Origin of the sequence: Methylobacterium sp. EM32 (assembly GCF_040593685.1) — a bacterium.
GTDB lineage: Bacteria > Pseudomonadota > Alphaproteobacteria > Rhizobiales > Beijerinckiaceae > Methylobacterium.
The window spans coordinates 55,485-82,344 of record NZ_JBEXZS010000052.1 but is presented as its reverse complement, the minus strand read 5'-3'; the positions used below and the strand labels follow the sequence as shown (position 1 = coordinate 82,344).

At 71.3% G+C, this 26,860-nt stretch carries 18 protein-coding genes; 9 read left to right on the top strand and 9 right to left on the bottom strand.

Going from position 1 to position 26,860, the window contains the following annotated elements:
* On the bottom strand, nucleotides 1-1,532 hold a 1,532-nt coding region (locus tag ABZT49_RS08305), incomplete at its 3' end, for an EAL domain-containing protein (protein WP_355285263.1).
* Between the two features lie 199 nt (nucleotides 1,533-1,731).
* On the opposite strand from ABZT49_RS08305, the gene ABZT49_RS08300 reads away from it, so the two are divergent.
* The 3 genes from ABZT49_RS08300 to ABZT49_RS08290 all read left to right on the top strand — a co-directional run bounded on the left by ABZT49_RS08300 (nucleotide 1,732) and on the right by ABZT49_RS08290 (nucleotide 5,021).
* Entirely contained in the window at nucleotides 1,732-1,962 is a 231-nt protein-coding gene (locus tag ABZT49_RS08300) for a heavy-metal-associated domain-containing protein (protein ID WP_355285261.1), read from the top strand.
* Nucleotides 1,963-2,155: 193 nt separating this feature from the next.
* Entirely contained in the window at nucleotides 2,156-3,997 is a 1,842-nt protein-coding gene (locus ABZT49_RS08295; protein ID WP_355285259.1) for a HAMP domain-containing sensor histidine kinase, read from the top strand.
* A 121-nt stretch (nucleotides 3,998-4,118) separates the two neighbouring features.
* A complete protein-coding gene (locus ABZT49_RS08290) occupies nucleotides 4,119-5,021 on the top strand; it encodes a peptidoglycan-binding domain-containing protein (RefSeq protein ID WP_355285257.1) in 903 nt (300 codons plus the stop codon).
* A gap of 330 nt (nucleotides 5,022-5,351) precedes the next feature.
* On the opposite strand, the gene ABZT49_RS08285 is transcribed toward ABZT49_RS08290, so the two are convergent.
* The 3 genes from ABZT49_RS08285 to carB all read right to left on the bottom strand — a co-directional run bounded on the left by ABZT49_RS08285 (nucleotide 5,352) and on the right by carB (nucleotide 10,035).
* The gene (locus ABZT49_RS08285; RefSeq protein WP_355285255.1) at nucleotides 5,352-5,855 is read right to left on the bottom strand and encodes a hypothetical protein; all 504 of its coding nucleotides are present in this window, start codon (nucleotides 5,853-5,855) and stop codon (nucleotides 5,352-5,354) included.
* Nucleotides 5,856-5,960: 105 nt separating this feature from the next.
* Entirely contained in the window at nucleotides 5,961-6,437 is a 477-nt protein-coding gene (gene greA / locus ABZT49_RS08280; protein WP_355285253.1) for a transcription elongation factor GreA, read from the bottom strand.
* A gap of 124 nt (nucleotides 6,438-6,561) precedes the next feature.
* Entirely contained in the window at nucleotides 6,562-10,035 is a 3,474-nt protein-coding gene (carB, locus tag ABZT49_RS08275) for a carbamoyl-phosphate synthase large subunit (protein WP_355285251.1), read from the bottom strand.
* 155 nt (nucleotides 10,036-10,190) lie between these two features.
* Between carB and ABZT49_RS08270 the strand changes: the two genes are divergently transcribed.
* Together ABZT49_RS08270 and ABZT49_RS08265 are read left to right on the top strand one after the other, a co-directional pair.
* Nucleotides 10,191-10,976 (top strand): SDR family oxidoreductase, encoded by a 786-nt coding sequence (locus ABZT49_RS08270; RefSeq protein WP_355285249.1) that lies wholly within the window; start codon nucleotides 10,191-10,193, stop codon nucleotides 10,974-10,976.
* A 98-nt stretch (nucleotides 10,977-11,074) separates the two neighbouring features.
* The gene (locus ABZT49_RS08265) at nucleotides 11,075-11,539 is read left to right on the top strand and encodes a GtrA family protein (RefSeq protein WP_355285248.1); all 465 of its coding nucleotides are present in this window, start codon (nucleotides 11,075-11,077) and stop codon (nucleotides 11,537-11,539) included.
* Between the two features lie 231 nt (nucleotides 11,540-11,770).
* Here the strand turns inward: ABZT49_RS08265 and ABZT49_RS08260 are convergent, their stop codons facing one another.
* Nucleotides 11,771-13,093 (bottom strand): glycosyltransferase family 4 protein, encoded by a 1,323-nt coding sequence (locus ABZT49_RS08260; protein ID WP_355285247.1) that lies wholly within the window; start codon nucleotides 13,091-13,093, stop codon nucleotides 11,771-11,773.
* A 254-nt stretch (nucleotides 13,094-13,347) separates the two neighbouring features.
* Between ABZT49_RS08260 and ABZT49_RS08255 the strand changes: the two genes are divergently transcribed.
* The 4 genes from ABZT49_RS08255 (at nucleotide 13,348) to ABZT49_RS08240 (ending at nucleotide 17,219) form a co-directional block, all read left to right on the top strand.
* Complete coding sequence (locus ABZT49_RS08255) at nucleotides 13,348-14,010, top strand: NeuD/PglB/VioB family sugar acetyltransferase (RefSeq protein WP_355285245.1); 663 nt, start codon at nucleotides 13,348-13,350, stop codon at nucleotides 14,008-14,010.
* A 5-nt stretch (nucleotides 14,011-14,015) separates the two neighbouring features.
* Complete coding sequence (locus ABZT49_RS08250; protein WP_355285270.1) at nucleotides 14,016-14,942, top strand: glycosyltransferase family 2 protein; 927 nt, start codon at nucleotides 14,016-14,018, stop codon at nucleotides 14,940-14,942.
* 48 nt (nucleotides 14,943-14,990) lie between these two features.
* The gene (locus ABZT49_RS08245) at nucleotides 14,991-16,460 is read left to right on the top strand and encodes an oligosaccharide flippase family protein (RefSeq protein WP_355285244.1); all 1,470 of its coding nucleotides are present in this window, start codon (nucleotides 14,991-14,993) and stop codon (nucleotides 16,458-16,460) included.
* A gap of 240 nt (nucleotides 16,461-16,700) precedes the next feature.
* Nucleotides 16,701-17,219, top strand: a complete 519-nt coding sequence (locus ABZT49_RS08240; protein ID WP_355285242.1) for a uridylate kinase — start codon at nucleotides 16,701-16,703, stop codon at nucleotides 17,217-17,219.
* Between the two features lie 296 nt (nucleotides 17,220-17,515).
* Here ABZT49_RS08240 and ABZT49_RS08235 read toward each other — a convergent pair whose 3' ends face one another.
* From ABZT49_RS08235 to ABZT49_RS08220, 4 genes are all read right to left on the bottom strand, one after another.
* Nucleotides 17,516-18,982: an HlyD family type I secretion periplasmic adaptor subunit gene (locus ABZT49_RS08235; protein WP_355285240.1), complete on the bottom strand. Its 1,467-nt coding sequence runs from the start codon at nucleotides 18,980-18,982 to the stop codon at nucleotides 17,516-17,518.
* On the bottom strand, nucleotides 18,979-21,117 hold the full coding sequence (locus tag ABZT49_RS08230) for a peptidase domain-containing ABC transporter (RefSeq protein ID WP_355285238.1): 2,139 nt from the start codon (nucleotides 21,115-21,117) through the stop codon (nucleotides 18,979-18,981). Before ABZT49_RS08230 ends, ABZT49_RS08235 begins: the two co-directional genes overlap by 4 nt.
* Nucleotides 21,118-21,149: 32 nt before the next feature.
* The gene (locus tag ABZT49_RS08225) at nucleotides 21,150-21,449 is read right to left on the bottom strand and encodes a hypothetical protein (RefSeq protein WP_355285237.1); all 300 of its coding nucleotides are present in this window, start codon (nucleotides 21,447-21,449) and stop codon (nucleotides 21,150-21,152) included.
* 229 nt (nucleotides 21,450-21,678) lie between these two features.
* Nucleotides 21,679-26,859 (bottom strand): DUF4082 domain-containing protein, encoded by a 5,181-nt coding sequence (locus ABZT49_RS08220; protein WP_355285235.1) that lies wholly within the window; start codon nucleotides 26,857-26,859, stop codon nucleotides 21,679-21,681.
* Nucleotide 26,860 lies beyond the last annotated feature (1 nt).

The window sequence follows — 26,860 nt, the reverse complement described above, 5'->3', positions numbered from 1 at the left end:
GGGGGCGAGAGCACCTCGGGCCGCACCACCCGGGGGGGCGAGAATACCGCCCCTTGCGCCAGCGGCAGGTCGAGGTCGATCAGGTCGGGCACATCGGTCTCGCGCTCGACGCCCTCCGCCACCAGCCGGATCCCGGACCGGGCGAGGGAGACGGCGAGCGCCGCGCCGTGCTCGCCGAGCAGGGTGTCGAGGCCGACCTTGGCGTAGCTCGCCCCGAGGGATGCGAGCGCGGCGGCGTCGAGGCGCGGATCCGCCACCCGGTCGACCGCGAGGCCGATCCGCTCGCGCAAGGAGCGCAGCGCGCTCGCCTGCTCGGCGTCGAGGCTGCGCCAGCTGCGCTGCGGCAGCGCCAGGATCATCCGGCCGGCGAGTTCCGGGTGCAGGTCGATCAGGCGGGCGACCGCCCGCAGGAATCCCGGCTCGAACAGCGAGCCCGGCGACAGGGCGTAGGCCACCGGCGTCTCGCTGCCGCGGGAGGCGAGGTGCTGGCCGATCGCCGTCACGCGGGCGAGCATCAGCCGGTCGAGCTCGGTGGTGCGACCGTGCCGCTCCAGCACCCGGACGAACTCCGCCGGGGACAGCAGGGCTTCGCCGACGCGCAGGCGGGCCAGGGCCTCGTAGAACGCCACCTTGCGCTGCGGCAGGCTGACGACCGGCTGCAGGTGGACCTCGAGCCCCTGCGCGAGGGCGGCGAGGATCTCGGCCTCGGAATGGGTCTCGGCGGCGGGCTCGGGCACGAAGGCGCGGCGCGGCGCCGGGGCGACCTCCCGCGGCAGGATCGGGTCGGCGGAAACCTGGGAAGCGGGCACCTGGGCGGCGGGTGCGGGGGCGACTGGCGTGGCCGCGAGTTCGGCCAGCCAGGATGGTGCGGCGGGCTGGGATGCGGCCGGAGCCGGCGCGAACCCGACGGGCGGGGCCGCAGCGTAGGCCTGCATCTCGGAATGGGCGGTCGGCCGGGGAGCCTGCACCGGCGCGGGAGCCGGCGCGTAGGCGGGCCCCGCCTGAACATGCACGGGCGGGACCGGTGCTTGCGGGAGGGGGGCCTGCGGAACCGGTGCCTGCGGCGGCTGAGCGAAGGCGGGGGCGGCGGGCTGGACCGCGGCGACCGGCCCGGCCTTCAGGCGGGTCAGGTCCTCGTCCTGGACCGCCACCGCCATGGCGAGCTCGCGCACGATGCCGCCGAGCAGGCCGATCTCGGCCGTGACCTCGGACAGGCCGCTCTCCAGGTCCGCCGACGGGGCGGCCGGCGCCTCCCGCTGCTCCAGCGTCACCAGGCGGCGCGAGAGCAGGTCGATCTCACCCGACATCTTCTCGACCTGGCGGGCGAGGCGTCCGGCGCGGCGTAAGGAGAGCGCGGTAGCCACACCCCCGAGGAGGGCGGCCGCGAGGGCGGTCCCGGCCAGGGCCCCGAGGAGCGGCGCGGACAGGAACGCGACCGCGAGGCAGAGCCCGCCGGCCGCGAGGAAGGAGAGGCTGAGTGCGATCCGGCTCACCGACGACCCGCCGGCGCGCCGGCCGGTGATGAGGGCCATCGCGATACCTCTTACGCATCGAGGACAGGACGGGTTCCGCAAATCCCGGCCTTCCCGGTTGTCGCCGAGGCGCCGTGGACCCGCAAGACGCCGCCTCGGGCTGCCCACGGATTTCGCGGTACCCTTGTCCGGAATGCCGCAGTACCCGAGATGGCTTGCGCGGCCCTGGCGTGCCGCAGCGGCAAAGGAGCGCGTGGCGATGACGGACCGGTCGGGCGAACGGATGGAACTCCTGATGAAGGTCGAGGGCATGACCTGCCAGGGCTGCGTCGCGGCGGTGACGAAGGCGGTCCAGCGCCTCGACCCGGCGGCGCGGGTGAGCGTGGACCTTGAGGCCGGCCGGGTCGCGGTCGTCACCGATGCCCAGGCCCTCGACGTGGCCCACGCCCTCGGCCGCGCCGGCTACGAGGCCGAGGCCATGACCGGCTGAGGCATGACCGGCTGAGGCATGACCGGGGTGAGGTGACGAGCGGGTGAGATCGCGTCCGCGCCGAGCGACCGGGGGACAAGAATCCCGGTCTCGTCGCGCTCTAACGTTCGTTTAAGCCGGCTCTGCGAGGGTTTCGATAGTTCGCAGTGTAGGGGCGCCGGGGCCGCGAGGTCTCCCGCGCTGGCGTGGCGGTGTGCGTATCAACAGTGCCTTTGCGTCCCTGATCGATGCCCGGCTGACGGGTCTCGTCCATGATTCCGCGGCGGGCGACCCGGCCGAGCGGGGCCGCCACGAGCGGTTCCTGATCTCGCGGCTCGCCACCGGCGCGGTGCTGATGGCGATGCTGCCGCCCTACCTGCTCTGGCGCGGCGTTCCGACGCTGGTCGAGGCGGCGGCGGCGGCCTGCCTGATGCTGCCGGTGATCGCGGCCTTGCTGCTGGTGCGCACCGGCAACCTCACGCTCGCCCACGGCCTGTCCTCGGCGGCGCTGACCGGGCTCGTCGTCTGCCTGGCGAGCCTCACCGGAGGTCCGACCTCGGCGGCGGCGATCTGGCTGGTGATGATCCCGGTCGAGGCCCTGCTCGCCGGCTCGTATCGGGCCGCCCTGGTGGCGGCCGCCTTCGCGATCCTGGGGGCGGTGGCGGTCGCGGTGATCGAACCCGCGCCGGGCCTCGGCTTCTTCGCCTGGCCGGCGGCCCTGGCGATGCCGGTCTTCGCCATCACGGCGATCTGCCACGTGCTGGCTCTGTCCGTGGAGCATTGCCGCCGCGAGGGCCGCTGGAGCGACCGGCTGACCGCCGTGACGATGCGCGACGCTCTGCTCCTCGACGCCATCGACGACCTCGTCACCTGGCACGACCGCAACGGCAGCGTGCTGCAGGCGAGTCCTGCCGCCCGGTCGCTCGCCGGGACGACGCCGGACGCCCTCGAGGGCCGCGGCCTGTTCAACCGCGTCCACGTCTCCGACCGGCCCGCCTTCCTGACCGCGCTCAGCGACGCCGCCGGCCAGGCCCAGCCGGTGACGGTGCAGTTCCGCCTGCACGCCGCCGGCGAGGCGGGCGGGGCCGGGCGGGTGATCTGGGCCGAGATGCGGGCCCACCGCGTCCCGGGCGCGGCGATGCCGGCGCTCGCCGACGAGGCCGCCGTAGTGGCGGTGACCCGGGACGTCTCGGAGCACAGGCGCCGGGCCGAGGAGCTCGACCAGGCCCGGGCCGCGGCCGAGCGCGCCGACGAGGTCAAGAGCCGCTTCCTCGCCACGGTGAGCCACGAGCTGCGCACACCGCTCAACGCCATCATCGGCTTCTCGGAGATGCTGGAGGCCGAATCGACCCTGGCGCTCGGCCCCGAGCGGCGGCGGGAATATGCCGGCATCATCCATTCCTCGGGCCAGCACCTGCTGGAGGTGGTCAACGCGCTGCTCGACATGTCGCGGATCCAGAGCGGCAACTTCGACTACGCGCCGGAGCCGTTCGACCTCGCCGGCCTCGCCCGCGGCGTCTGCGACCTGATGCAGATCCGCGCCGACCAGGGCGGCGTGCGCCTGCGGCGCGAGATCGCCGCCGACCTGCCGGAGGTCACGGCGGATGCCCGCGCCTGCCGGCAGATGCTGATCAACCTGCTGTCGAACGCCGTGAAGTTTACGCCCCGCGGCGGCGACGTGGTGCTCTCGGTGCGCCGGGTGTTCGACCGGATCGAGATGGCGGTGGTCGATACCGGGATCGGCATTGCCGAGGCCGACCTGCCCCGCCTCGGCGACCCGTTCTTCCAGGCCGGCCTCGGCGCCGGCGCCGGCTACGGCCGCCCGCACGAGGGCACGGGCCTCGGGCTCTCGGTGGTGCGCGGCCTCGTCGGGCTGCATCACGGCGAGCTGATCGTCGAGAGCAGCCCGTCCTGCGGCACGAAGGTGGTGGTCGCCCTGCCGCTCGATTGCCGCGGCGCCCGCGCCGTGCCGGGCGGTCCGGTGCCGATCCGCACCGGGTCCCTCGCGCGGACCTTCGTCGAGGAGCGGCCCGCCACGATGCGGCTGACGGGCTGACGTGAGCGATTCAGGCCCGGTCCATCCACCCCTGGTCCGCGCCAAGGCGGACCGGTCCCGAACGGAACGATCCAAGGCCGATCGATCCGGCCCGGATCGTTCGATGCCGGAAGGAGACGCGATGTCCGAGGCGCCGGCCCGGAAGCCCGTCGAGGCGACAGCCCGGCGACACGATCCCGAGGTGGCGCTGACCGCCGAGGCGCGGCCGGCCCCGCGCCCGCGGCCGGTTCCCCGCGCGCCGCGTGCGCCGAGAGCCGCCCCGCGCCCCGCCGGTCCCCTTGACCGCCTGCGGCTCAGGGCCGACCGGATCCTGCGCCATCCCGCCGGCATCGTCGGCGGCCTCCTCGCCCTCGGGGCGGTGGCGGCGGTGGCGGCGAACGCCCTCAGCTTCCAGACCGGCCGCCACCCCGCACCTCTCTTCGCCAAGGGGCCGGCCAAAGCGCCGACGGGTCCCGCGCCCACCGGCGAGGCCGCACCCACCGCGACGGCGAAGGCCGAGGCGCCGCGCAGCACGGGCGATGCGGGGCCGCGCGGCTCGGGCGAGGCCGCGTCGCGGCCTAAGCCGGACGGGATCGGTGCGCTGATCCGGGGCGAGGATCACGGCACCGCCTCGGTCACCCCGAAGGCCGCGCCGGCCAAGGCCGCGCCGGTCAAGGCCGTGGCCGCGAAGGCGGCGCCGGTGAAGGAGGCTCCCGGCAGTGACGTTGCCGGCAAGGACGCCGCCGGGAAAGCCGCGTCGGTCGCCCACGCGCCGGTCCGGGAGGCGAGGGCGGCGGAGCCGGTCAAGGCCTCGGCACTCCATGCCGCGCCGGCTCCCGGCGCCAAACCCGACAAGGCGGTCGCCTACGCGCAGCGCGCCCTGATCAAGCTCGGCTACGGCCCGCTCACCGTCGACGGCATCGCCGGTCCGACCACCCGCGCGGCGCTCGCCCGCTTCGAGCGCGAGCGCCGCCTGCCCGGCGCCAGCGTGGCGCGCCGGACGCTTCAGGAACTCGAGGCGCGCTCGGGGCTCAAGCCGGAATAGGGGGGAGGGGGCTGGTCGCCCGCGCTTCCCAGTGATGGTTGGAATTCAGGCACCGTTCTGGATTGAGTGTCTGTTCGATGCCCCTCCACGGGTTCAACACCCTTATGGTCATCCAGGGGCCGCGGAGCGGAGCCCGGAGTCCAGACACTCTGGTGTTGCCGAAAACAGCGGAACGATCCACACCTCGTTCTGAACCATCCGCGGTTCTGGGCGTGCCTGCGGCACTCCGGGCTCCGCTGCGCGGCCCCGGAATGACGCTGAGGATGGCAGTCCCGTCGAGCAAGTCGAACAGGTTCCGAGCTGTTGTCGCTGGGCCGACCGACCCCGCCCTCACTCCAGCCCCAACCCCCGCTTGAGCCACGCCGCGTAATGCCCGGCAATGTAGGTCACGCGCCGGTTTTCCGAGTCCGGGTCGTACCAGGCGCCGCCGGCGCTAGCATTGGTGGCCGAGAGTTGGGGATGGCGCAGCAGGACGGTGCCGGCGCGGTCGACCACCAGGGCCTCGCCCTCGAGGTAGTCGCTGTTGGTGGCGTTGCCGCCGCCGAAGCGGGTCTCGCTCCCGGCATAGGGGTTGAACGACACGCCGGTCACCCGCACGACGAGGGTCGGGCCCGGGCCGCCGACCCGGTCGGCGAAGGTCTTGGCGAGCGCCGCCTGCAACTCGCCTCGCACGTTCTCCGCGTAGGGGCCGAGGCCGCGGGCGAGGAGGGGGCCGACATCGACCCGGATGGCGGAGAAGCGCGTGCCCGGCGGCAGGGTCGCGTCCTGGGCGCTCGCAGGCAGCGCGACCGCCAGCAGGGCGGCCGCGATCAGGGATTGGCTCCAGCGCAGCATCGGCGTCGTCTCCACGGCGCCCGATCGCGCCACCTCGTGACAGCCGAGATAGCCTCGGGATCCCGCCACGGCAACGCTTCGGCTCGGGAGCCGACCGGCAGTGGTTTACGCGCCGAACTGGATGCCGACGATCTCGTAGGACTTGCCGCCGCCCGGGGTGACGACCTCGACGGTGTCGCCGACGGCCTTGCCGATCAGCGCGCGGGCGATCGGCGAGGTGATCGAGACCCGGCCGGCATGCACATCGGCCTCGGGCTCGCCGACGATCTGGTAGGTCTTCTCCTCCTCGGTGTCCTCGTCGATCAGCTTGACGGTGGCGCCGAACTTGATCTTCGTCCCCGAGAGCTTCGACACATCGATGACCTCGGCGCGGGAGATCAGGCTCTCCAGCTCCAGCACCCGGCCCTCGTTGTGCGACTGCGCCTCCTTGGCGGCGTGGTACTCGGCATTCTCCGACAGGTCGCCGAGCGCGCGGGCTTCCGCGATCGCCTGGATGATGCGCGGACGCTCCTCCTGCTGGCGGCGCTTCAGCTCCGCCTCCAGAGCCGCGAATCCCCGTACCGTGATCGGAACCTTGTCCATCGTCGTCGTCTCGCGTCACAAATAATCGGCCCGGCGAGAGGGTGCGCCTCCCGACCGGGCCTGTTTCCGATTGTCTCGCGCGGGCGCGAGGGGATGAGATAGGGCGCGTCCGCAGTCTTTCGACTTAAGCCGCGAAATATTCCTGCAGGGCCCGGACCTCGAGATCACCCCCGAGATAGGCCTTGATCCCCTCGGCGGCCGCCATCGCTCCCGCGAGAGTGGTGTAGTACGGCACTTTATGCAAGAGGGCGGCCCGGCGCAGCGAGCGCGAGTCGGACAGCGCGCCCGCGCCTTCCGTGGTGTTGAACACCAGGTGGATCTCGCCGTTCTTGATCGCGTCGACTACGTGCGGCCGGCCCTCCAGCACCTTGTTGATGCGGGCGCACGGAACGCCGTTCTCGACGAGGTAGCGCTGCGTGCCGGTGGTGGCGAGCACCGTGAAGCCGAGATCGGACAGCAGCTTCATCGCCGGCAGGATGCGGGCCTTGTCGTCGTCGCGCACCGAGACGAAGACCGTGCCGGCCTTCGGCACCTGGGTGCCGGAGCCGAGCTGGCTCTTGGCGAAGGCGACGCCGAAGCCGCGATCGAGGCCGATCACCTCGCCGGTCGAGCGCATCTCCGGCCCGAGCAGCACGTCAACGCCGGGGAAGCGGGCGAAGGGGAACACCGCTTCCTTGACGGCGATGTGCGGCAGAGTCTTGGGCTTGAGGCCGAAGGAGGCGAGGGGCTCGCCGGCCATCACCCGGGCGGCGATCTTGGCGATCGGCTCGCCGATCACCTTGGCGACGAACGGCACGGTCCGCGAGGCCCGCGGGTTCACCTCCAGGACGTAGATCACCCCGTCCTTGATCGCGTATTGCACGTTCATCAGGCCGCCGACTTCCAGCGCCAGCGCCAGCCCGCGGGTCTGGCGCTCCAGCTCGGCGATGGTCTCGGGCGACAGCGAGCGCGGCGGCAGCGAGCAGGCCGAGTCGCCCGAGTGGATGCCCGCCTCCTCGATGTGCTCCATGATGCCGGCGATGAACACGTCACGCCCGTCGGAGACCGCGTCGACGTCGACCTCGATCGCGTCCGACAGGTAGCGGTCGAACAGGAGCGGGTTCTTGCCCAGCACCGTGTTGATCTGGCCGGTCTTGTCGTTGGGGTAGCGCGCCTTGACGTCCGACGGGATCAGGCTCGGCAGGGTGTCGAGCAGGTAGTCGGCGAACTGGGTCTCGTCGCGGATGATCGCCATCGCGCGCCCGCCGAGGACGTAGGAGGGCCGCACCACGAAGGGCAGGCCGAGATCGGCGGCGATCAGCCGGCTCTGCTCCACCGAGTAGGCGATGCCGTTCTTCGGCTGCTTGAGGTGCAGCTTGTCGAGCAGGCGCTTGAAGCGGTCGCGATCCTCCGCGAGGTCGATCGCGTCCGGCGAGGTGCCGAGGATCGGCACGCCGGCCTCCTCCAGCGCGCGGGCGAGCTTCAGCGGGGTCTGGCCGCCGAACTGCACGATCACGCCGTGCAGCGTGCCGGCCTGGCGCTCGGTCTCGATGATCTCCAGCACGTCCTCGGCGGTCAGCGGCTCGAAGTAGAGCCGGTCCGAGGTGTCGTAGTCGGTCGACACCGTCTCCGGGTTGCAGTTGACCATGATGGTCTCGTAGCCCGCATCGGTCAGCGCGAAGCAGGCGTGGCAGCAGCAATAGTCGAACTCGATGCCCTGGCCGATCCGGTTCGGGCCGCCGCCGAGGATGATGACCTTCTTGGCGTCCGAGGGCTGGGCCTCGTCGGCCACGCTGCCGGCGAAGGGGGCGACGTAGGTCGAGTACATGTAGGCGGTCGGCGACTTGAACTCGGCCGCGCAGGTGTCGATCCGCTTGAAGACCGGCCGCACCGACAGCGCCCGGCGGGCGGCGCGCACGGCCCCTTCCTCGATCCCGGCCAGCACCGAGAGGCGCGCATCCGAGAAACCCGCCGCCTTGAGCTGGCGGAAGGCGCCCTCGGTCTTCGGCAGGCCGAAGCGCTTCACCTTGGTCTCGAGGTCGATGATGCCCTGGAGCTGCTCCAGGAACCACGGGTCGATCTTGCAGGAAGCATGAACCTCCTCGTGGCTGACGCCGAGGCGAAGCGCCTGCGCCACCTTGAGGAGGCGATCCGGGGTCGGCGTGCCGATCGCCGCCTTGATGGCGTTGCGGTCGTCGCCCTTGCCCAGCCCCTCGATCTCGATGTCGTCGAGGCCGGTAAGCCCGGTCTCCAGTGAGCGCAGGGCCTTCTGGAGCGATTCCGAGAAGGTGCGGCCGATCGCCATCGCCTCGCCGACCGACTTCATCGCGGTGGTCAGCGTCGGCTCGGCGCCCGGGAATTTTTCGAAGGCGAAGCGCGGGATCTTGGTGACGACGTAGTCGATCGTCGGCTCGAACGAGGCCGGGGTCGCCCCGCCGGTGATGTCGTTGGCGATCTCGTCGAGGGTGTAGCCGACGGCGAGCTTGGCCGCGACCTTGGCGATCGGGAAGCCGGTCGCCTTCGAGGCGAGCGCGGAGGAGCGCGAGACGCGCGGGTTCATCTCGATCACGATCATCCGGCCGGTGGCCGGGTCGACGGCGAACTGGACGTTCGAGCCGCCGGTCTCGACGCCGATCTCGCGCAGCACCGCGAGCGAGGCGTCGCGCATGCGCTGGTATTCCTTGTCGGTCAGCGTCAGCGCCGGCGCCACGGTGATCGAGTCGCCGGTATGGACGCCCATCGGGTCGACGTTCTCGATCGAGCAGACGATGATGCAGTTATCCGCGCGATCGCGGACGACCTCCATCTCGTACTCCTTCCAGCCGAGGACCGATTCCTCGATCAGGACCTCGTTGGTCGGTGAGGCGTCGATGCCGCGCTCGACGATGTCGAGGAATTCTTCCCGGTTGTAGGCGATGCCGCCGCCGGTGCCGCCCATCGTGAAGGACGGCCGGATGATCGCCGGCAGGCCGACCTCGGCGAGCGCGATGAGCGCCTGGCCGATCGCGTGCTCGCCGTAGCGCTTGCGCCGGTCGTTCTCGGCCGAGGCCCACTTCTTCTCGAAGGCGGCGAGCGCGGTCTTGCGGGCTTCCGGATCGCTCTCGGCGGCCTCGATGCGGGCCACCTCGGCGAGGTACTTCTCCCGGTCCGCCTTCTTGGCGGCCGAGGCGTTGGCGAGCGCTGATTTCGGGGTCTCGAGCCCGATCTTGGTCATTGCGTCGCGGAAGAGGCTGCGGTCCTCCGCCTTGTCGATCGCTTCCGCCGTGGCGCCGATCATCTGGACGCCGAACTTCTCCAGCACGCCCATCCGCTTGAGCGAGAGGGCGCAGTTCAGCGCGGTCTGGCCGCCCATGGTCGGCAGGAGGGCGTCGGGCCGCTCCTTCTCGATGATGCGGGCGACGATCTCCGGGGTGATCGGCTCGACATAGGTCGCGTCGGCGAGATCCGGATCGGTCATGATCGTCGCCGGATTCGAGTTGACCAGGATGATCCGGTAGCCTTCCTCGCGCAGGGCCTTGCAGGCCTGCGTGCCGGAATAGTCGAACTCGCATGCCTGGCCGATGACGATCGGGCCCGCGCCGATGATGAGGATGGAGGAGAGATCGGTGCGCTTGGGCATCGGACGCTTCAGACTCGTGCGGCGCGCGCTGCCTCGTTCCTCGGATCCGGCGTCCCCGAGGCCCTGGCGGGCGTCGAGGCGGGAGCGGAACGTGCGGGAGCGGCGGGGATTGCGTTGGGCGCCCTTAGCATAGGCGTACAGATCAGGGGAAGGGCGTGGCCGACGACGTGAACACCAGGGGAGATGCGCGCTGGACGCTGGTCACCGGCGCGTCGAGCGGAATCGGATTGGAGATCGCCCGGGCTTTCGCGGCCCGGGGGCGACCGCTGGTGCTGAGCGCCCGGCGGGTGGAGCGGCTGGAGGCGCTCGCCGCCGAGCTGCCCGTGCCGGCCGTGGCGATGCCGACGGATCTGGCGGTTCCCGGCGCCGCCGAGGCGTTGGTCGCCGCGGTCGAGGCGCGGGGCATCACCCTGCACACCCTCGTCAACAATGCCGGCTTCGGCCTGCGCGGCCGCCTCAGCGAGCTGCCGGCGCGGGACCAGGCCGAGATGGTGGCGGTGAACGTCACGGCGCCGACGATCCTCACCCGGCTGGTGCTGCCCGGCCTGATCGCGCGGCGTGCCGGTGGCATCCTCAACGTGGCCTCCGTGGTCGCCAACCTGCCCGGGCCCAACATGGCGGCGTACTATGCCAGCAAGGCCTACCTCCTGTCCTTGTCGGAAGCCCTCTACGAGGAGGCGCGGCCGTACGGCGTGACCGTCACGGCCATCTGTCCTGGCGCGACCGCGACGGAGTTTTCGGAGAGAGCCGATGTCGGCGGCACCAAGCGCTTCACCGGCAATGTGATGGCGCCGGCGGCGGTGGCCGAGGCGGCGGTCGCCGGCCACCTCGCCGGGCGGGCGGTGGTGATCCCAGGGGCGGCGAACCGGGCGGCGGTGATCGGCGCCCGGCTGATGCCGCGCTGGCTCAGCCGAAAGGTGGCGGCTCGCCTGCAAGGATGAACGGAGTTCGTCGCTTTCGGGTCATCTTCGGTTCAGTGCCGGGCGCTAGACGGAGAAGCGGGGCGGCATCGGCCGTCCGGTATGGGTCGAATGGCGTCGTGGCGAGCGAACCGAGAGCGAATTCGTGGGAGACCGCCGCGCTGGCGGCCCTGGCGCGGCAGTTCCTGTCTTACGTCGGGGTGAGCCTCGCGGCGCTCGCCGTCCACTACGCTCTGCTCGCCGCCCTGGTCGAGACCGGCCGCGCCGATCCGGTGCGGGCGGCGCTCGCCGGCTACCTCGCCGGCGCCGTGGTCTCCTACGGGCTCAACCGCCGCCTGACCTATGCCAGCGCGCGGCCCCATGCCGAGGCGACCTGGCGCTTCGCAATCGTGGCGGCGATCGGCTTCGGGCTGACCTGGCTGATCATGGCCGGGCTCACCCGGGGTCTGGGCTTGCCCTACCTCGCCGCGCAGGTGCTGGCGACCGGGGTGGTGGTGTTCTGGAACTTCCTCGGCCACCGGCTGTGGACCTTCGCGGTCCGGCCGGTGCCGGGATTGTCGGAGGAGGCGTCGGGGGTGCGGTGAGACAGGATGGTTTCTCGCAACAGACCTGACACCCACTGCGTCATTCCGGGGCCGCGAAGCGGAGCCCGGAATCCAGACACGCAGGTGTTCCAGGAGAGAGCAGAACGATCCCCGCCTTATCCTGAACAATCTGCGGCTCTGGATTCCGGGCTCCGCTTCGCGGCCCCGGAATGACATGGAGGGTGTCAGGTCTGTCGATCCAAATTGGATAAAGCCCGACCTGCTACCCCCTCACGTCTCCGCCGCCTCCCGCCTCAGCGCCACCCGCTCCACCCGCATCTGCGCACCCCCCTCCCGGGCGATCGCCGCCGCGAACAACCCCCGCAGGGTCGTCGCCAGCGTCGCGAGGTCGTGGTGGCGGGCGACGCGGGCGCGGCCGATCCGGCCCATCGCGGCGAGCGTCGCGTCGTCGGCCCGCAGGATGTCGCGCAACGCCTGCGTCAGGGCTGTCGCGTCGCCCGGGGGCACGATGCGGCCGCACTGGTCGTCGACCAGCTCCGGGATGCCCGCGACGGTGGTGGTCACCACCGGCCGCTCCAGGGCCAGCGCCTCGAGGAGCACGATCGGCAGCCCCTCGGCGAAGCTCGGCAGCACCAGGGCGCGGGATTCGGCGATCGCCGCGCGCACCTCGGCGCTGCTCTGCCAGCCGCGCAGCTCGACCCGGTCGCCGACGCCGTGGCGGGCGATCTCGGCCTCGATCGCCGGGCGGCTCTCGCCGTCGCCGATCAGCACCAGGCGGAACGGCGCCTCGGTCGCCCGCAGGGCAGCCACGATTGCGGGCAGGTAGACCTGTCCCTTCTGCGGGCAGAGCCGGCCGACGCAGATCAGCGTCCGGCTCTCCCCCGCCGGCTGCGCGGAGGGCACGAAATCCCCGAGGTCGAGGCCGCAGCGCGCCACCGCGATCCGGTCGCGGTGCTGTGCGCCGCCGAAGCGCAGGAGCTGTCCGCGGCAGAAATCCGAGATCGCCACCGCGAAGGCGGCGCCGGAGAGCTTGAGCGCCAGCCCGTCCTCGGCGGCGGTCAGGAACTCGTCGGGCCCGTGGGCGGTGAAGCTGTAGCTCGGCCCGCCCATGGTGCGGGCGATCAGCGCCACCGCGGCGGCGTTCGACGAGAAATGCACGTGGGTGTGGGCGATGCCCTCGCGGCGCAAGGCGTGCAGGAAGTACACCGCTTCGAGGAAATAGGCCGCGTGCCGCACCGCCCCGCCGGCCGAGCGGCCGAGCCGCGCGGCGAGCCAGGCGCCCCGCAGGAACGCCGCCGGGCCGGTGACCGCTTGGCGCAGGGCGGCCAGCGTCAGCCCGCGCAGGTTGCCGCTGAGGATGTAGTGGGTGCGCGCCTGATCGGCGACGTCGTCGGGATCGACGAGGGGCTGGTGCCAGCGCCGCAGCGCGAAGCGCCGCACCGTCACGCCCTGGGCCTCCAGCGCCGCCATCTCGCGCCGGATGAAGGTGGAGCTCGTCACCGGAGCGGTGTTGACCAGGTAGGCGACCGTCATCGCGCCGGACGGGACGGGGCCGGATTTCACCGAGACGGATTTCACGTGGCCGGATGTCATGGGTGGCGACGCTCCCATTGCACTGTCACGCGCGCGGGAGTGGCGTTCCCGCGCCGCGCGATCGTCGAGGGCAGCCTAGGGGCTGCCCTGCCGCGCGGGAGCGGTGGAATTCGGCGGCGTCCCCGCCCAGAAAAGCGGGCGGGTTTACGCCTTTCGGAGGTCCCGGCGCACACGATTGCGATGCTTACCCTGCGGACAGGGCCGGCTAGCCTCCACTGAGCCGCGGCAAGACCCGGCCCAGCTTCGGCACAGCCATGCAGCGCCCCCTGATCATCCTCGGCACCGGCGGTAACGCCCTCGATCTCCTCGATCTCGTCGAGAGCAGGTCCGGCCTCGGGCCGGCCCCCTGGCGGGTGGCCGGCTTCCTCGACGACGCGCGCCCCGAAGGCGCCCTCGTCGCTGGGCTGCCGGTGCTGGGGCGCCTCGCCGAGGCGCGGCGTCTCGCCGAGGATCCCGAGGCGGGCTTCGTCAACGCCATCGGCAGCGAGGCCAGCCACCGCGAGCGCCTGAGGATCGTCGCCGGGACCGGGCTCGACCCGACGCGCTTTGCCACCCTGGTCCATGCCGCCGCCGCGGTCTCGTCCCGGGCCGTCCTCGGCCCGGGCACCTGCATCCATGCCGGCGCCAGCGTCGCCGGCAACGTCGTGATCGGAGCGCACGTCGCCGTCGGGCCCGGCGCGATCGTCGGGCACGACACGGTGATCGAGGACGGGGCGGTGCTCGCGCCGGGCTGCCTCGTCAGTGGCTTCGTGCGGCTCGGGCGGTCCTGCTACGTCGGGGCGGGCAGCGCCCTGCGCCAGCGCGTCGTCGTCGGCGAACGGGCGCTGGTCGGCCTCGGGGCGGTGGTCCTGCGCGACGTGCCGCCGGGCGCCACCGTGGTGGGCAATCCCACCCGCACCCTCCGGACGGGGGCGTGAGCGCCATGACGACCCCCCAGTCCGGAACGACCAGCAAGTCCGGCCCCCGCGTCTCGGTCGTGCTCCCGCTCCGGGCGGGCTTCTTCGTGGAGCCGGCCCTGGCATCCATCCGCGCCCAGACCTTCGGCGATTACGAGGTCCTGGCGATCGGGGAGGGGGCGGCCGAGGCCGCGTCCCTCGCCGCCGATCCGCGGGTGCGGGCGCTGCGTGACAATGAATCCGGCCGCTGCGCTGCCCGCAACCGGGGTGTCGCCGCCGCCCGGGCCGAGTGGGTGGCCTTCCTCGATCCGGGCGATGCCTGGCGCGAGGACCACCTCGCCGAACTCGTCGCCGCGACCCGGTTCGGCGACGCCGTCGCGGTCTTCGGCAACCCGGTCCTGGGGGAGGGCGGCCGGCCGCTCCTGCCGATGAGCGTACCCTCGGGCCGGGTCTCCGACCCGTTCGACTTCGCGCTCCGGATCGGCGCCGCCCCGCTGCGGGCGAGCGCCGCGCTGATCGAGCGGGCGGCGGCGATCGATGCCGGGCTTTTTCCGACCTGCTGCGGCGGCGGGCCGGAGCTCGACCTGTGGGGCCGCCTCGCCCTGCAGGGCGTCTTTCGCTACGTCGCCCGGCCGACGGTGGTGCTGGGGGCGGCGCTGCCGTCGCGGCGCGTGCCAGCGCCGCCCCTGCTCGCCGCCACCTTGAAGCGGCTCTTCGACGAGGGCGCGGTGCCGGCCGAGCTCGCCCCGTCCGCCCGGCGCTGCCGCAACCGGCTGATGCTCGACCATGCCGGCAAGCTCGCCGATCTCGGCCGCCCGGCCGAGGCGCGGTTCGTGCTGGCGCGGGACTGCGTCCCGGGCCTCGATCCGGCCCGCTACCTCGCGGTGCTCGCCCGCATCTGGCGGGCGGGCCGGGCCTGGCCGGCGCCCGGGGCGCTCGCCGGCTCGCCCTGATCCGCCCACCCGCTCGCACCGCCACATTTCAACACCAAGGGTTTCTTGATGAGCCTCGTCAAGCGCGCCGTCCTGCTCGTCTCGGGCGAGCGCTACCTCGTCCTCTCGATCACGTTGTGCCAGACCGCCCTGGTCTCGCGCCTGCTCACGCCGGAGGAGGTCGGCCTGTCGATGCTCGGGGTGGCGCTGGTGCAGGTCATCGACGGCATGCGCGATTTCGGCACCACCAACTACATCATCCACGAGCCGACGACCTCGCAGCAGAGCGCGCGCACCGCCTTCACGGTGCTCTTCGCCCTGTCGCTGTTCTTCGCCGTGGCGCTGTTCGCCTCGGCCGGGCTGTGGGCGCAGCTCTACGGCCAGCCGCTGCTCGCCTCCTACCTGCGGGTGCTGTCCGCGAGCTTCCTGCTGGTGCCGTTCTCCGGCCCCCTGATGGCCCTGATGCGCCGCGATTTCCAGTTCGCCTCGCTGATGTGGGTCAATGTCGGCACCTGCCTGACCTACGCCGTGGTGCTGATCGCTCTCGCCCTCCTCGGCTTCGGGGCGATGAGCTTTGCCTGGGCCACGGTCGCGAGCGCCGCCGCCACGGTGGCTCTGAGCCTCGCCGGCCGGCCCGAGCCGGGAATCTACCGCCCCTGCCTCCAGGGCTGGCGCACGGCGCTCGCGATCGGCGGCTTCTCCAGCGTGACGACGCTCCTCAACCGCGCCTACGACCTGCTGCCGATCTTCCTGCTGGGCCGCTTCGGCGGGCCAGACCTCGTCGGCCTCTACGGCCGGGCGCAGGTGGTGAGCCAACTGCCCGACAAGATGATCCTCGGCAGCCTCGGCGCGGTGATCCTGCCGATGTTCGCCGCCGACCGGCGCGACGGCCGGGCGCTGGCGCCGACCTACCTCGCCTCGATCGGCAACATCACGGTGGTGCTCTGGCCGGTGGCCCTGCTGCTCGCGCTCATCGCCCAGCCGGTGGTGCTGGTGCTGCTCGGGGCGCAGTGGCTCGCCAGCGTGCCGATCGTGCAGGTGCTGTCGCTCGCCTCGATGATGACCTTCCCGGCGATGCTAACCTATCCGGTGCTGCTGGCGAGCGGCGGCTTGCGCGACACCCTGACGGCGAGCCTGATCGGCCTGCCGCCGAGCGCCGCGATCATCGCCGCGTCGGCCTCCGGCGGGCCGCTCGCTGTGGCGGCGACGCAATTCGTCACCGTCCCGCTCCAGGTTGGCATCGCCCTGTACTTCATCCGCCGCCGGGTGCCGTTCAGCCTCGCCGATCTCGCCGGCGCGCTGCGGATCAGCGCCCTCGTCACGGTCGCGACCGCCCTGCCGCCGCTCGCCGTCATCGCGCTCTCCGGCCGGGGCTTCGCCCTGACCATCCCGCAAGGGGTGCTCGCCGGGTTCGGCGGCGCGGGGGCCTGGCTCGTCGCGATGCTGCTCCTCGACCACCCGGTCGCCGGGCACGTGCGGGAGACGATCCGGCCGGTGCTGATGATGCTGCGGGCGCGGGTGGTGCGGGTGGGACGGTGAGGGACGTGCCACCGACATGGACCCGCGATCGCTCGGCATTCCAATATCAGAGGCCGGGCCTGGGTACCGCGAGCATGACGGACGGAAGCAGGACGGTGCTGCTGCGCGAGATCGCCGGGCGGATCGACCGCCTGCGCCCCGGTCATCCGGTGCGGGTCGCGGTCGACGGACGCACGGCCTTGAGGCAAGACCACGTTTGCCGACGAACTCGCCGCCGCGCTCGCCGGGAGGGGACGAGCGGTGATCCGGACCTCCGTCGACGGCTTCCACCGCCCGCAGGCCGAGCGCTACGCGAGGGGCCGCCACTCCGCCGAGGGCTACTACCATGATGCCCGCGACCTGTCCGCCATCGTGGCACTGCTGCTCGCGCCGCTCGGGCCGAAGGGTGACCGGCGCTACCGCACGGCGTCCTTTGACCTCGATGCCGATGCGCCCGTCGCGCAGGAGCCGTGCCTCGCGGCGGACGACGCGATCCTGATCGTGGACGGCACCTTCCTCCAGCGTCCCGAACTGCGCGACTACTGGGACGCGACGCTGTTCATCCGGACCTCGGGCGGGACGGCGGAGGTGCGGGGGCTCGGGCGGGATATGGACCGGCTGGGCGGCGAGGCGGCGGCGCGGGATCTCTACGCCAAGCGCTATCGCCCGGCCTACGCCATGTATGAGAGCCTGTGCGATCCCGAGGCGCAGAGCGACGCGATCATCGACAACGAGGATCTCGCCCGCGAGGCTTTGTCGTGCATGCCGGGGGAAGACTGATCCGGAGTGCAGGCGATCTTTCGTAAGCTGCACCCTTTCCCGGACGACTGAAACGAAGTGGAAGGAGATCCGGGATCCAGCACAGAAAGTCGCGAAGCGTCTGTTTGTCCGCAAGGGCGCAGCATGCAGAGCCGCTTCGCGGCACGTCCTTCGCTGGATCCCGGATCTCCTTCCGCTGACGCTTCAGTCGTCCGGGAAAGGGGAGTGGCTTACGGTGAGACGTCGGTTGGAAGTGGATGTGATTACCGTACCGTCAGCAAAGCCCGCGGAGCGCCCGGCACGCCGCGGGCCGCTCCTCACGGCTCCCGGATCCCCTCATCCGCCACCTGCATCAGCGGGTACAGGAAGTACGCGATCACCCGCTTCTGGCCGACCCGGACCTCGCCCTGCACCGCCATGCCGGGGATCAGGCCGGCGCCCTCCGGCAGGGCGCGCAGGCCCGTGTCGTCGAGGCTGATGCGGGCGCGGTAGAACAGGGAGGGCGGCTGGCCCGGGGCGGGATTGCCGCGGCCCTCCCCGTCGGAGGGGAAGGCGTCGCGGCTCACCGTGCGGACATGGCCCGAGACCGTGCCGTGCTTCTGGAACGGGAAGGCGTCGAGCTTGATGCGCGCCGGCTGGCCCGCCGCGACGTGGCCGATGTCGCGGGGATGGATCATCACCTCGGCCTCGAGCGGGCTGCCCGCCGGCACCAGCGTGAACAGCGCCTCGGCCTGCTTGGCCACCGAGCCGGCGCCGCGCTGGGCGATGTCGAGCACGGTGCCGTCGGCGGGCGCCGTCAGGGTCACGAGCTCGCGGCGCAGGGTCGCCTTGCGCAGCTCCTCGGCCGCGACCGTCCGCTTCTCGCGCGCCTCCGCCAGGGCTTCGAGCACGGTGCGGCCGGTCTCGTCGAGGAAGGCCTGGCGCTGGGCCGTCGCCTTGGCGAGATCGTGGCGGGCTTCCGTCTGCGCGCCGCGGGTGCGCACCAGCGAGGCCTCGACGTCGAGGCGGGCGTCGCGGGTCTGGAGCAGGTTGAGCTTCGAGCCGATCTGCTGCTCCAGGAGCGTCGTGCGCATCCCCTCGATCTCGCGCAGGCCGTCGAGGCGGGCGAGCAGCACCGTCTCCTCGCGGCGGTTGCGGGCGAGGCTCGATTCGGCCCGGGCCAGCTCCTCGTCGAGGCCGCGCAGGCGGCTGTCGCGGAGCGCCCGGCGCTGCTTGGCGAGGCGGGCCTCCAGTGCCTGCTCGGGACGCTTCAGGTCGAAGGCGGCGTCCCGGTCCGCATCTTCGGCCTCGAGCCGCCGCACCAGGGCCTCCGCCGCGGCGAGCCGGGCGGTGAGCTGCTGCACGTCGGCCTCGCTGAAGGTCGGATCGAGCACCGCCAGCGTCTCGCCGGCCTTGACCGACTGGCCGACCGTGACGGCGATCGAACGGATCGCCGCGGTCTCCAGCGGCTGGACGACGATGTTCGGCACCGTGGTGACGAGCCGGCCCCGGCTGCTGGCGATCTCGTCGATCTCCGACAGGCACGACCAGGCGACGCCGGTCGCGAGGAGCGCGGCGACCGCATAGAGCGTCGCCCGGGCGATGCGGGGCGGCGCCCGCTCCTCCACGGCGAGAGCGTCGGGCTGGAACTCCGAGACCACGGCCGGCCGGCGCCGGGAGGGCAGGATCACCACCTCGCCGCGGGGAGGGGATTTGGCGGGAGCCGGGTCCGAGGCTGGCACCGAGGCGAGGGGCGGCCGGGCCGCGTCGTCGCCGGAGCCGGCTTGGGGCTGGGGGGCGCTCATGCGGCCTGCCTCGTCTGCTGGTTCCACAGGTGGCGGTAGGTCGTGCAGGAGGTGAGCAACTGGTCGTGGCGCCCGGTCGCGACGAGGCGGCCGCCGTCGATCACCAGGATCGCGTTGGCATCGACCAGGGTGGCGAGGCGGTGCGAGACGATCAGCACCGTGCGGCCCCGGGCGATCCGGCGCAGGTTGCGCCGGATGATCGCCTCGCTGTCGGGATCGAGCGCGCTCGTCGCCTCGTCGAGGATCAGGAGCCGCGGATCGGTGACGAGGGCGCGGGCGATGGCGAGCCGCTGGCGCTGGCCGCCCGAGAGGTTCGAGGCGTTCTCCTCTAGCATCGTCTCGAAGCCCCGCGGCAGGCGCTCGATGAACTCGTCGGCGCCGGCGGCGCGGGCGGCCTCGGCGATCTCCTCGAAGCTCGCCGAGGGCTTGGCCGCCGCGATGTTCTCCCGCACCGTGCCGCGGAACAGGAAGCTGTCCTGGAGCACCACGCCGACCTGGCGGCGCAGGTGCGCGAGGTCGATCTCGCGGATGTCGTGCCCGTCGAGGCGCACCAGCCCCTGCTGGACCGGATAGAGGCGCTGGATCAGCCGGGTGATGGTGGTCTTGCCCGAGCCGCTGCGCCCCACCACCCCGACGATGCTGCCGGCCTCGAGCGTGAAGGACACCGCGTCGAGGGCCGGCGGCCGGTCCGGCCCGTAGGCGAAGCGCACGTCCTCGAAGGTGATCTCGCCGCGCACCGGCGGGCACAGGCCGCGCGACGGCCCTTCGGCCTCGGGGGCCCGGTTCATCACCTCGCCGAGCATCCGCACCGAGAGCGCGACCTCCTGGTACTCGTGCGCCATGGTGAGCATCTGCACGAGCGGCCCCGAGACCCGGCCGGCCAGCATGTTGAAGGCGACGAGCGCGCCGACCGTCATCGAGCGGTCGAACACGTCGAGCGCGCCGAGCCCGATGATCGCCACCGAGGTGAGCTTTTCGAGCAGCCCCGTCACGGCCTGGGCGATGGCCGAGATCCGCTCGACGCCGTAGCGCATCTGCACGGCCTGCGCCGAGGCATCCTCCCACTGGCGGCCCTGGAGCGGCTCCATCGCCAGGGACTTGATGGTGCGCATGCCCTGGACCGATTCGACCAGCAGCGCCTGGCGCTCGCCCTCCGCGTCGTAGAGCGCCTGGAGCCGGCGCCGGAACGGCCCGATCAGGCCTGCGATGGTGAGCGCGACGAGGCCGGTGAAGCCCAGCACCACCAGGGTCAGCTTCGGGCTGTAGAGCAGCAGCACCGGCACGAAGACGAGGAGCGAGCAGGCATCGAGCGCCGTGGTGAGGAGCCGCCCGGTCAGGAACTCCCGCACCCGGGAGGCCTGCTGCATGTGCTTGACCAGGATGCCCGCCGGCACCTGCTCGAAATGAGCGAGCGGCAGGCCGAGGAGATGGGCGAAGGTCTTCACCGCGACCCGGATGTCGATGCGGTTCGAGGCGTAGAGCAGCAGGTAGCGCCTCAAGAATGTGAAGCAGGCTTCGAAGACCAGCGCCAGCACCACGCCGCCGGCGAGCACCGTGAGGGTCGCGTAGGATTCGTGGGTCAGCACCCGGTCGATGACGAGCTGCGAGAACAGCGGCACCGCGAGGCCGACGGCGTAGAGCGCGAGCGCCGCCACGATCACGTCGGAGAAGAGCCGGCGCTGGCGCAGGATCTCGGGCACGAACCACAGGAGCCCGAATGGCCGCCGCCCGTCGGGCGTGCGCCGCCGGGCCTTGGGGCGCATCAGCAGCACCTCGCCGCCCCAGGCGGCGCAGAAGGCGGCCTCGTCGAGGAGGAACGGTTCGAGCCGGTCAGCCTTCGGGTCGAACACGATCAGGCGCGGCGTCTCGGCGTTCCGGTCGGTGCCGGTGACGACGACCCAGTTGCCGTTCCTCAGATGCGCCAGGGCCGGGAAGGCGCCGCCGAGATCGGTGAGGTTCCGGAAGGACAGGCGGGTGCGGCCGGCCCGGAGGCCGACCTCCCGCGCCATCCGGGTCAGGCGCGGGGTCGAGACCGCCTCGTCCCCCACCGCGTAGGCGTGAGCGAGGCGTTCGGTATCGAGGTCGACGCCGTGGTGGCGCGCGACGGCGACGAGGCAGTGCAGTCCGGTATCCACGGCGGCGCCCGAATATCTTGGAGGTCAGGAGATCAGGAGAAGTTCGGCGAGGTATTGCGGCCCGGGCGGGCGCCGGCGAAGGGCACCGCCTCCCTCTGGGGCTGGCCCGGATGGATGACGCCGGACTCGATCAGGCTGTTCTTGACCTGCTGCATCAGGTCGGCGGCGTTGGCGAAGGCATCGGCCGGCAGGATCAGGCGCTGGCGCAGAACCGGCACCGGGTTGCCGTTGGCGTCGCGCTCGGACGGCGACAGGCTCATCAGGTCGACCCGGACGATCGAGCCGGTCACGGTGATCTCGCTGATGCCGTCGGTGTAGGTTTCGGTGATCATGATGGTTCTCCCCGCACGATATTCAGGTTGCGTTGACGTTTTTTATCAATCTGTCCCATCCTCAACCTCATCCTGAGGTGTCAGTCGATCGACGATCGACTGACCTCGAAGGAGGGTTCCAGAAGTCCCGGCCGTTTCTGGAGGCCTCCTTCGAGGCTGCTGCAAGCAGCAGCACCTCAGGATGAGGGTGCGGGTGGGATGAGCGCTGTCATGGTGTCGTTGCGCCGGCTCACGCCGCCGCCGACGGGTTGAAGACGACGTCCACCCAGTAGTTCGTCTTGTTGTAGGTGTTGGTCGGGAACAGGCTGGAGCTGCCATAGGCGTAGACGCCGTTGCCGGCCGACGGCGCCGTCAGCGGGCCGCTCGTCACCGCGTTGGCGAAGCCGTTGGCGGTCTGCGAGTAGCGGCCGGTATTGGTGTGGTAGGACGCCGTGTAGGTGGCGCCGGGCGTGAGCGCGACGGGGTTCGAGAAGGTGGCGGTCTGCCAGCCGCTGGCAGACTCGTTGGTGAAGGTGGCCGTCGCGAGCTTCTGGCCGGTGCTCGACCACAGGGTGCCGGTATGGGTGCCGGTATCCTGCGTGCCCTTGTAGAACTTGACCGCGCTGACCGAGCCTGCAGACGAGGCTTGGAACTGCACGCCGAGCTCGACCGGATTGAGGTCGTTGGTGTTGGTCGCCGCCGGCGTCGCCGACGAGGAGAACAGGCTGACCGCGCCGGTGCTGGGGGCCAGCACCGTCAGGGCGACGCTCGCCGACGAGGTGCCGCCGCGCCCGTCCGAGATCGCGTAGGTGAAGCCGGCGGCGCCGGTGTAGTTGGCGGTCGGCGTGAAGGTGATGGTGGAGTTGGTGGTGTTGAGCGCGACGGTGCCGTTGGTGGCCCCGCTGACGCCGGTCACCGTCAGCGGATCGCCGTTCGGGTCGGTGTCGTTGGCGAGCAGGGTCGAGGTCGAGAAGGTGACGGCGGTGTTCCTCGTCACCGCCGGGCCGGTGTCGTTGACCGCCGTCGGTCCCTGGTTGGTGGCGTTGCTGTTCGGGTTGAAGACGACGTCGACCCAGTAATTGGTATTCTGGTAGGTGTTGGTCGGGAACAGGCTGGAGCTGCCGTAGGCGTAGACGCCGTTGCCGGCGGAGGGCGCGGTGAGCGGCCCGTTCGTCACCGCGCTCGAGAAGCCGTTGGCGGTGGTCGAGTAGCGGCCGGCATTGGTGTGGTAGGAGGCGGTGTAGGTCGCGCCGGGCGTCAGCGTCACCGGGTTCGAGAAGGTGGCGGTCTGCCAGCCGCTGGCAGACTCGTTGGTGAAGGTCGCGGTCGCGAGCACCTGGCCGGTGCTCGACCACAGGGTGCCGGTATGGGTGCCGGTATCCTGCGTGCCCTTGTAGAACTTGACCGCGCTGACCGTGCCGGCCGAGGAGGCCTGGAACTTCACGCCCAACTCGACCGGGCTGGTGTCGTTGGTGTTGGTCGCTGCCGGGGTCGCCGAGGACGAGAACAGGCTGACCGGGGCGGTGCCGGGCGCCGAGACGGTCAGGGCGACGCTCGCCGACGAGGTGCCGCCGCGCCCGTCCGAGATCGCGTAGGTGAAGCCGGCGGCGCCCGTGTAGCCGGTCGTCGGCGTGAAGGTGATGGTGGAGTTGGCGGCGTTGAGCGCGACGGTGCCGTTGGTGGCCCCGCTGACGCCCGTCACGCTCAGCGGATCGCCGTTCGGGTCGGTGTCGTTGGCGAGCAGCGTCGAGGTCGAGAAGGTGACGGCGGTATCCTTCGTCACCGCAGGTCCCGTGTCGTTGACCGCCGTCGGTCCCTGGTTGGCGGCGGTGCCGCTCGGGTTGAAGACGACGTCGACCCAGTAATTGGTGTTCTGGTAGGTGTTGGTCGGGAACAGGCTGGAGGTGCCGTAGGCGTAGACGCCGTTGCCGGAGGCCGGCGCGGTGAGCGGCCCGTTCGTCACCGCATTGGCGAAGCCGTTCGTCGTCGTGGAGTAATGCCCGGTATTGGTGTGGTAAGAGGCGGTGTAGGTGGCGCCCGCCGTCAGCGCGACCGGGTTCGAGAAGGTGGCGGTCTGCCAGCCGCTGGCAGACTCGTTGGTGAAGGTCGCGGTGGCGAGAACCTGGCCGGTGCTCGACCACAGGGTGCCGGTATGCGTCCCGGTGTTCTGGCTGCCCTTGTAGAACTTGATCGCGCTGACCGTGCCGGCCGAGGAGGCCTGGAACTTCACCCCGAGCTCGACCGCGCCGGTATCGCTCTCGTTGGCGACCGCCGGCGTCGCCGAGGACGAGAACAGGCTGACCGGGGCGGTGCCCGGCGCCGAGACCGTCAGCGCCACGTTGGCCGACGACGTGCCGCCGCGCCCGTCCGAGATCGTGTAGGTGAAGCCGCCCGGGCCCGTGTAGCCGGCGGTCGGCGTGAAGGTGACGGTGGCGTTCTGGATGTTGAGCGCGACGGTGCCGTTGGTGGCCCCGCTGACGCCGGTCACCGTCAGCGGATCGCCGTTCGGGTCGGTGTCGTTGGCGAGCAACGTCGAGGTCGCGAAGGTCGTGGCGGTGTCTTTCGTCACCGACAGGCCGGAATCGCTGACGGCGGTGGGGGGCTGGTTCGTCGTCGTGCCGCCGGCGTTGAACAGCACGTCGACCCAGAAATTGGTGTTGTTGAAGCTCTGGGTCGGGAACTGGCTCTGGTTGTAGGCATAGACGCCGCCGCTGGCGGTGAGCGGGCCGCTCGTCACGTTGCTGTTGAAGTAGTTCACGTCGCTCGAATAATGCCCGAGCGTCGAGTAGTACGAGGCGGTGTAGGACGTGCCGGCGGTGATGGGGACCGGGTTCGAGAAGGTGGCGGTCTGCCAGCCGTCCGTGGTCTCGTTGGCGAAGGTCACAGTGGCGAGCTTCTGGCCGGTGCTCGACCACAGCGTGCCGACATGGGTCCCGCGATCGAGGGTGCTCTTGTAGAAGCGGAGGCCGCTGATCGTGCCGGCGGTGGAGCTCTGGAACTTCACGCCCAGCTCGACCGGCGTGCTGTCGACGGTGTTGGTGACCGTGGGCTTGGCCGAGCCGGGGAAGATGGTGAGGGAGGGGGACGACGCCACCGTCAGGCTGCGCCCGGCCGACGGGGTTTCCAGGTTGATGCTGTCGTCGGTCGCCCGGGTTCGGATCTGGTAGGTCCCGGCGACCTGCGGCGCGAAGGTGTAGCTCCAGTTCTCGTCACCCGTCGCCGCGCGCCAGGTGGCGCCGTTGTCGGTCGAGACCTCGACCCCCGCGACCACGCCGCCGCCGGCATCCACGGCGGTGCCGGTGATGGTGACCGGGGTGAAGGCCGTGACGCTCGATCCCGTCGTCGGCGTGGTCACGGTCGAGGTCGGCGCGGTGTGGTCCGTCGAGGCGGTGGCGGGCTTCAGGTTCGGGTCGAGGGTTCCCGGCTGCACGCCCATGTCGGCGAGCAGGTTGACCATCGCCTGCTGGATGCGCGGATCGGTCGGCGTCGCCTCGTTGTCGTGGTTGGCCGACAGGCCCCACGACCAGTAGACGGTGCCGGCGCCGAAGACGAGGGCGCCGCTCGGGGCGCGGTAGAGCGTCAGGCTGTGGGTCGCCGTGCCCTGGCCGGTGGTGTTGCCGTAATCCTGGAGATAGGTCGGCGCGTCGAGGGTGGTCGAGGACAGCCGCACCAGACCGGCCGGCGCCGAGGCGTTGTCGGGCGCCTCGTCCCACTCGTAGCCGAGATAGTTCTTGTTGAGCGTCGCAGTCTGGCCCGGCTGCAGGTTGGCGATGCTGGTATTGCGCCAGAAGCGCTGGTTGGCATCGTCATAGGGCACCATGATCGTGTCGAGCCGGTAGGAATCGACCTGGAAAATCGTGCCCGTGAGAGCATTCTCGGGATCGTTGTTGCCGACCGTCCCGGCCGGTCCGCGAGGATCGCGGAACGTGCCGGTCCACTGGTTGGTCGGATCGAGGTTCTGGTTGGTGCTCCAGGTCTCCTTGTACGAGACCAGCGTGCGGTACGGCGTGGCGTCGCTGCTCATGCTATTGGCGAATCGCGTGCGCCAGTAGACCTCGTTGCCGCTCCAGAACGCCAGGTTGACGCCGGCGTCGCGCGCCGCCTCGACGTTGTCGCGCTGCGCGCCAGACCAGTACTCGTCGTGGCCGACATCGAGGTACATCTTGTGGTTCTTGAGCAGGCTGCCGTACCGGTCGGCATCGACGCCCGACATGTACGAGACGTCGTAGCCGTTCTGCTCCAGCCACATGATCGCCGGGAACTCGGCGCCGTAGATGTAGTCCTGGGGTCCGGCCGCGAGGGTACCGCCGCGGGTGGTGATCGGCCGGTTGTAGCTCACCGCGTAGGCGCGCCCCGCCCCCTGGCCGGTGGCCGGGCCGTTGCCGCCGTAGAAGTTGGCCCCGCCCCACGGGTTGTAGGCCTGCCAGGTCTGGTCGGCGGTCTGGAAGATGATGTCGCTGTGGCTCGAATCGTCCCGGACGATGAACGGGATCTCGTTCTCGCCCGCCACGCCGTCCTGGCGCGTCAGCTTGGCGATGTAGACGCCCGAGACCGCATCCGTCGGGACGTTCCACGAGGCCGAGATCGACCAGTTGCCGGCATCGACCATCCCGGTCGCGGCGTCGCGCAAGGGGTTCGGCTGGTTCTGCACCCCGGTATGCTGGATCGTATCGATCTTGCGCGCGCCCAAGCCCCCGTAATAGCCGAGCCGGTAGATGTCGATCCGGTAGTTGTTCGAGTTCGTATTGATCTTGAAGTTGACGGTCTTGCCTATATTCGTGCTGATGTCGGTGGCGAAGCCCTCGATGTTGTCGTCGCCCGAACCGTCGATGCCCCACTCGCTGACCGGGTTGCCGACCTTCTGGTTCTCCAGGACGATCTTGTTGGTGGTCGAGGCCGTCGCGGTGGTGCTGAGCGAGCTGGCGGCCAGGGAATTGGCGGTCAGGGTGTTCGTGCCGGACTTCGACGGCGCGACGGCCGTCGTGATCGGGCCGCTCAGCTTGGCGATCTGGGGCTTGCTCGGGCCGGTCGTGGCGGTCTCGGCCCCGCCGGGCAGGGTGGTGACGGCGCCCAGCGGCGCGCTGCTGCCGTAGCCGGGCAATTGCCCGCTCGCCGACAGGATGGTGCTCGACGGCAGGTCGAGAATCCGCGACGGGCAGTTCACGTAGCCGCAGGTCCCGCAGCAGAAGATCGCGTTCGAGGCCGCCGACGGGGCGGACGTCGCCGCAGGATTCTGGAGGATCTGGGCCGCCGCCGGATCGGGTGCGCCGCTCGATCCGACCGGGCTCGCGCTGAGCAGGGTGGCGACCTTGCTCGCAGAGGCCGGATCCTCGACTCCGGAAGTCGAGGACGAGGCCGGAGACGAGGCATTATCGCCGGTCTGGACGGGATTGAGGACCGGATCGACGGTCGTCTCGTCGGAATAGAGCATG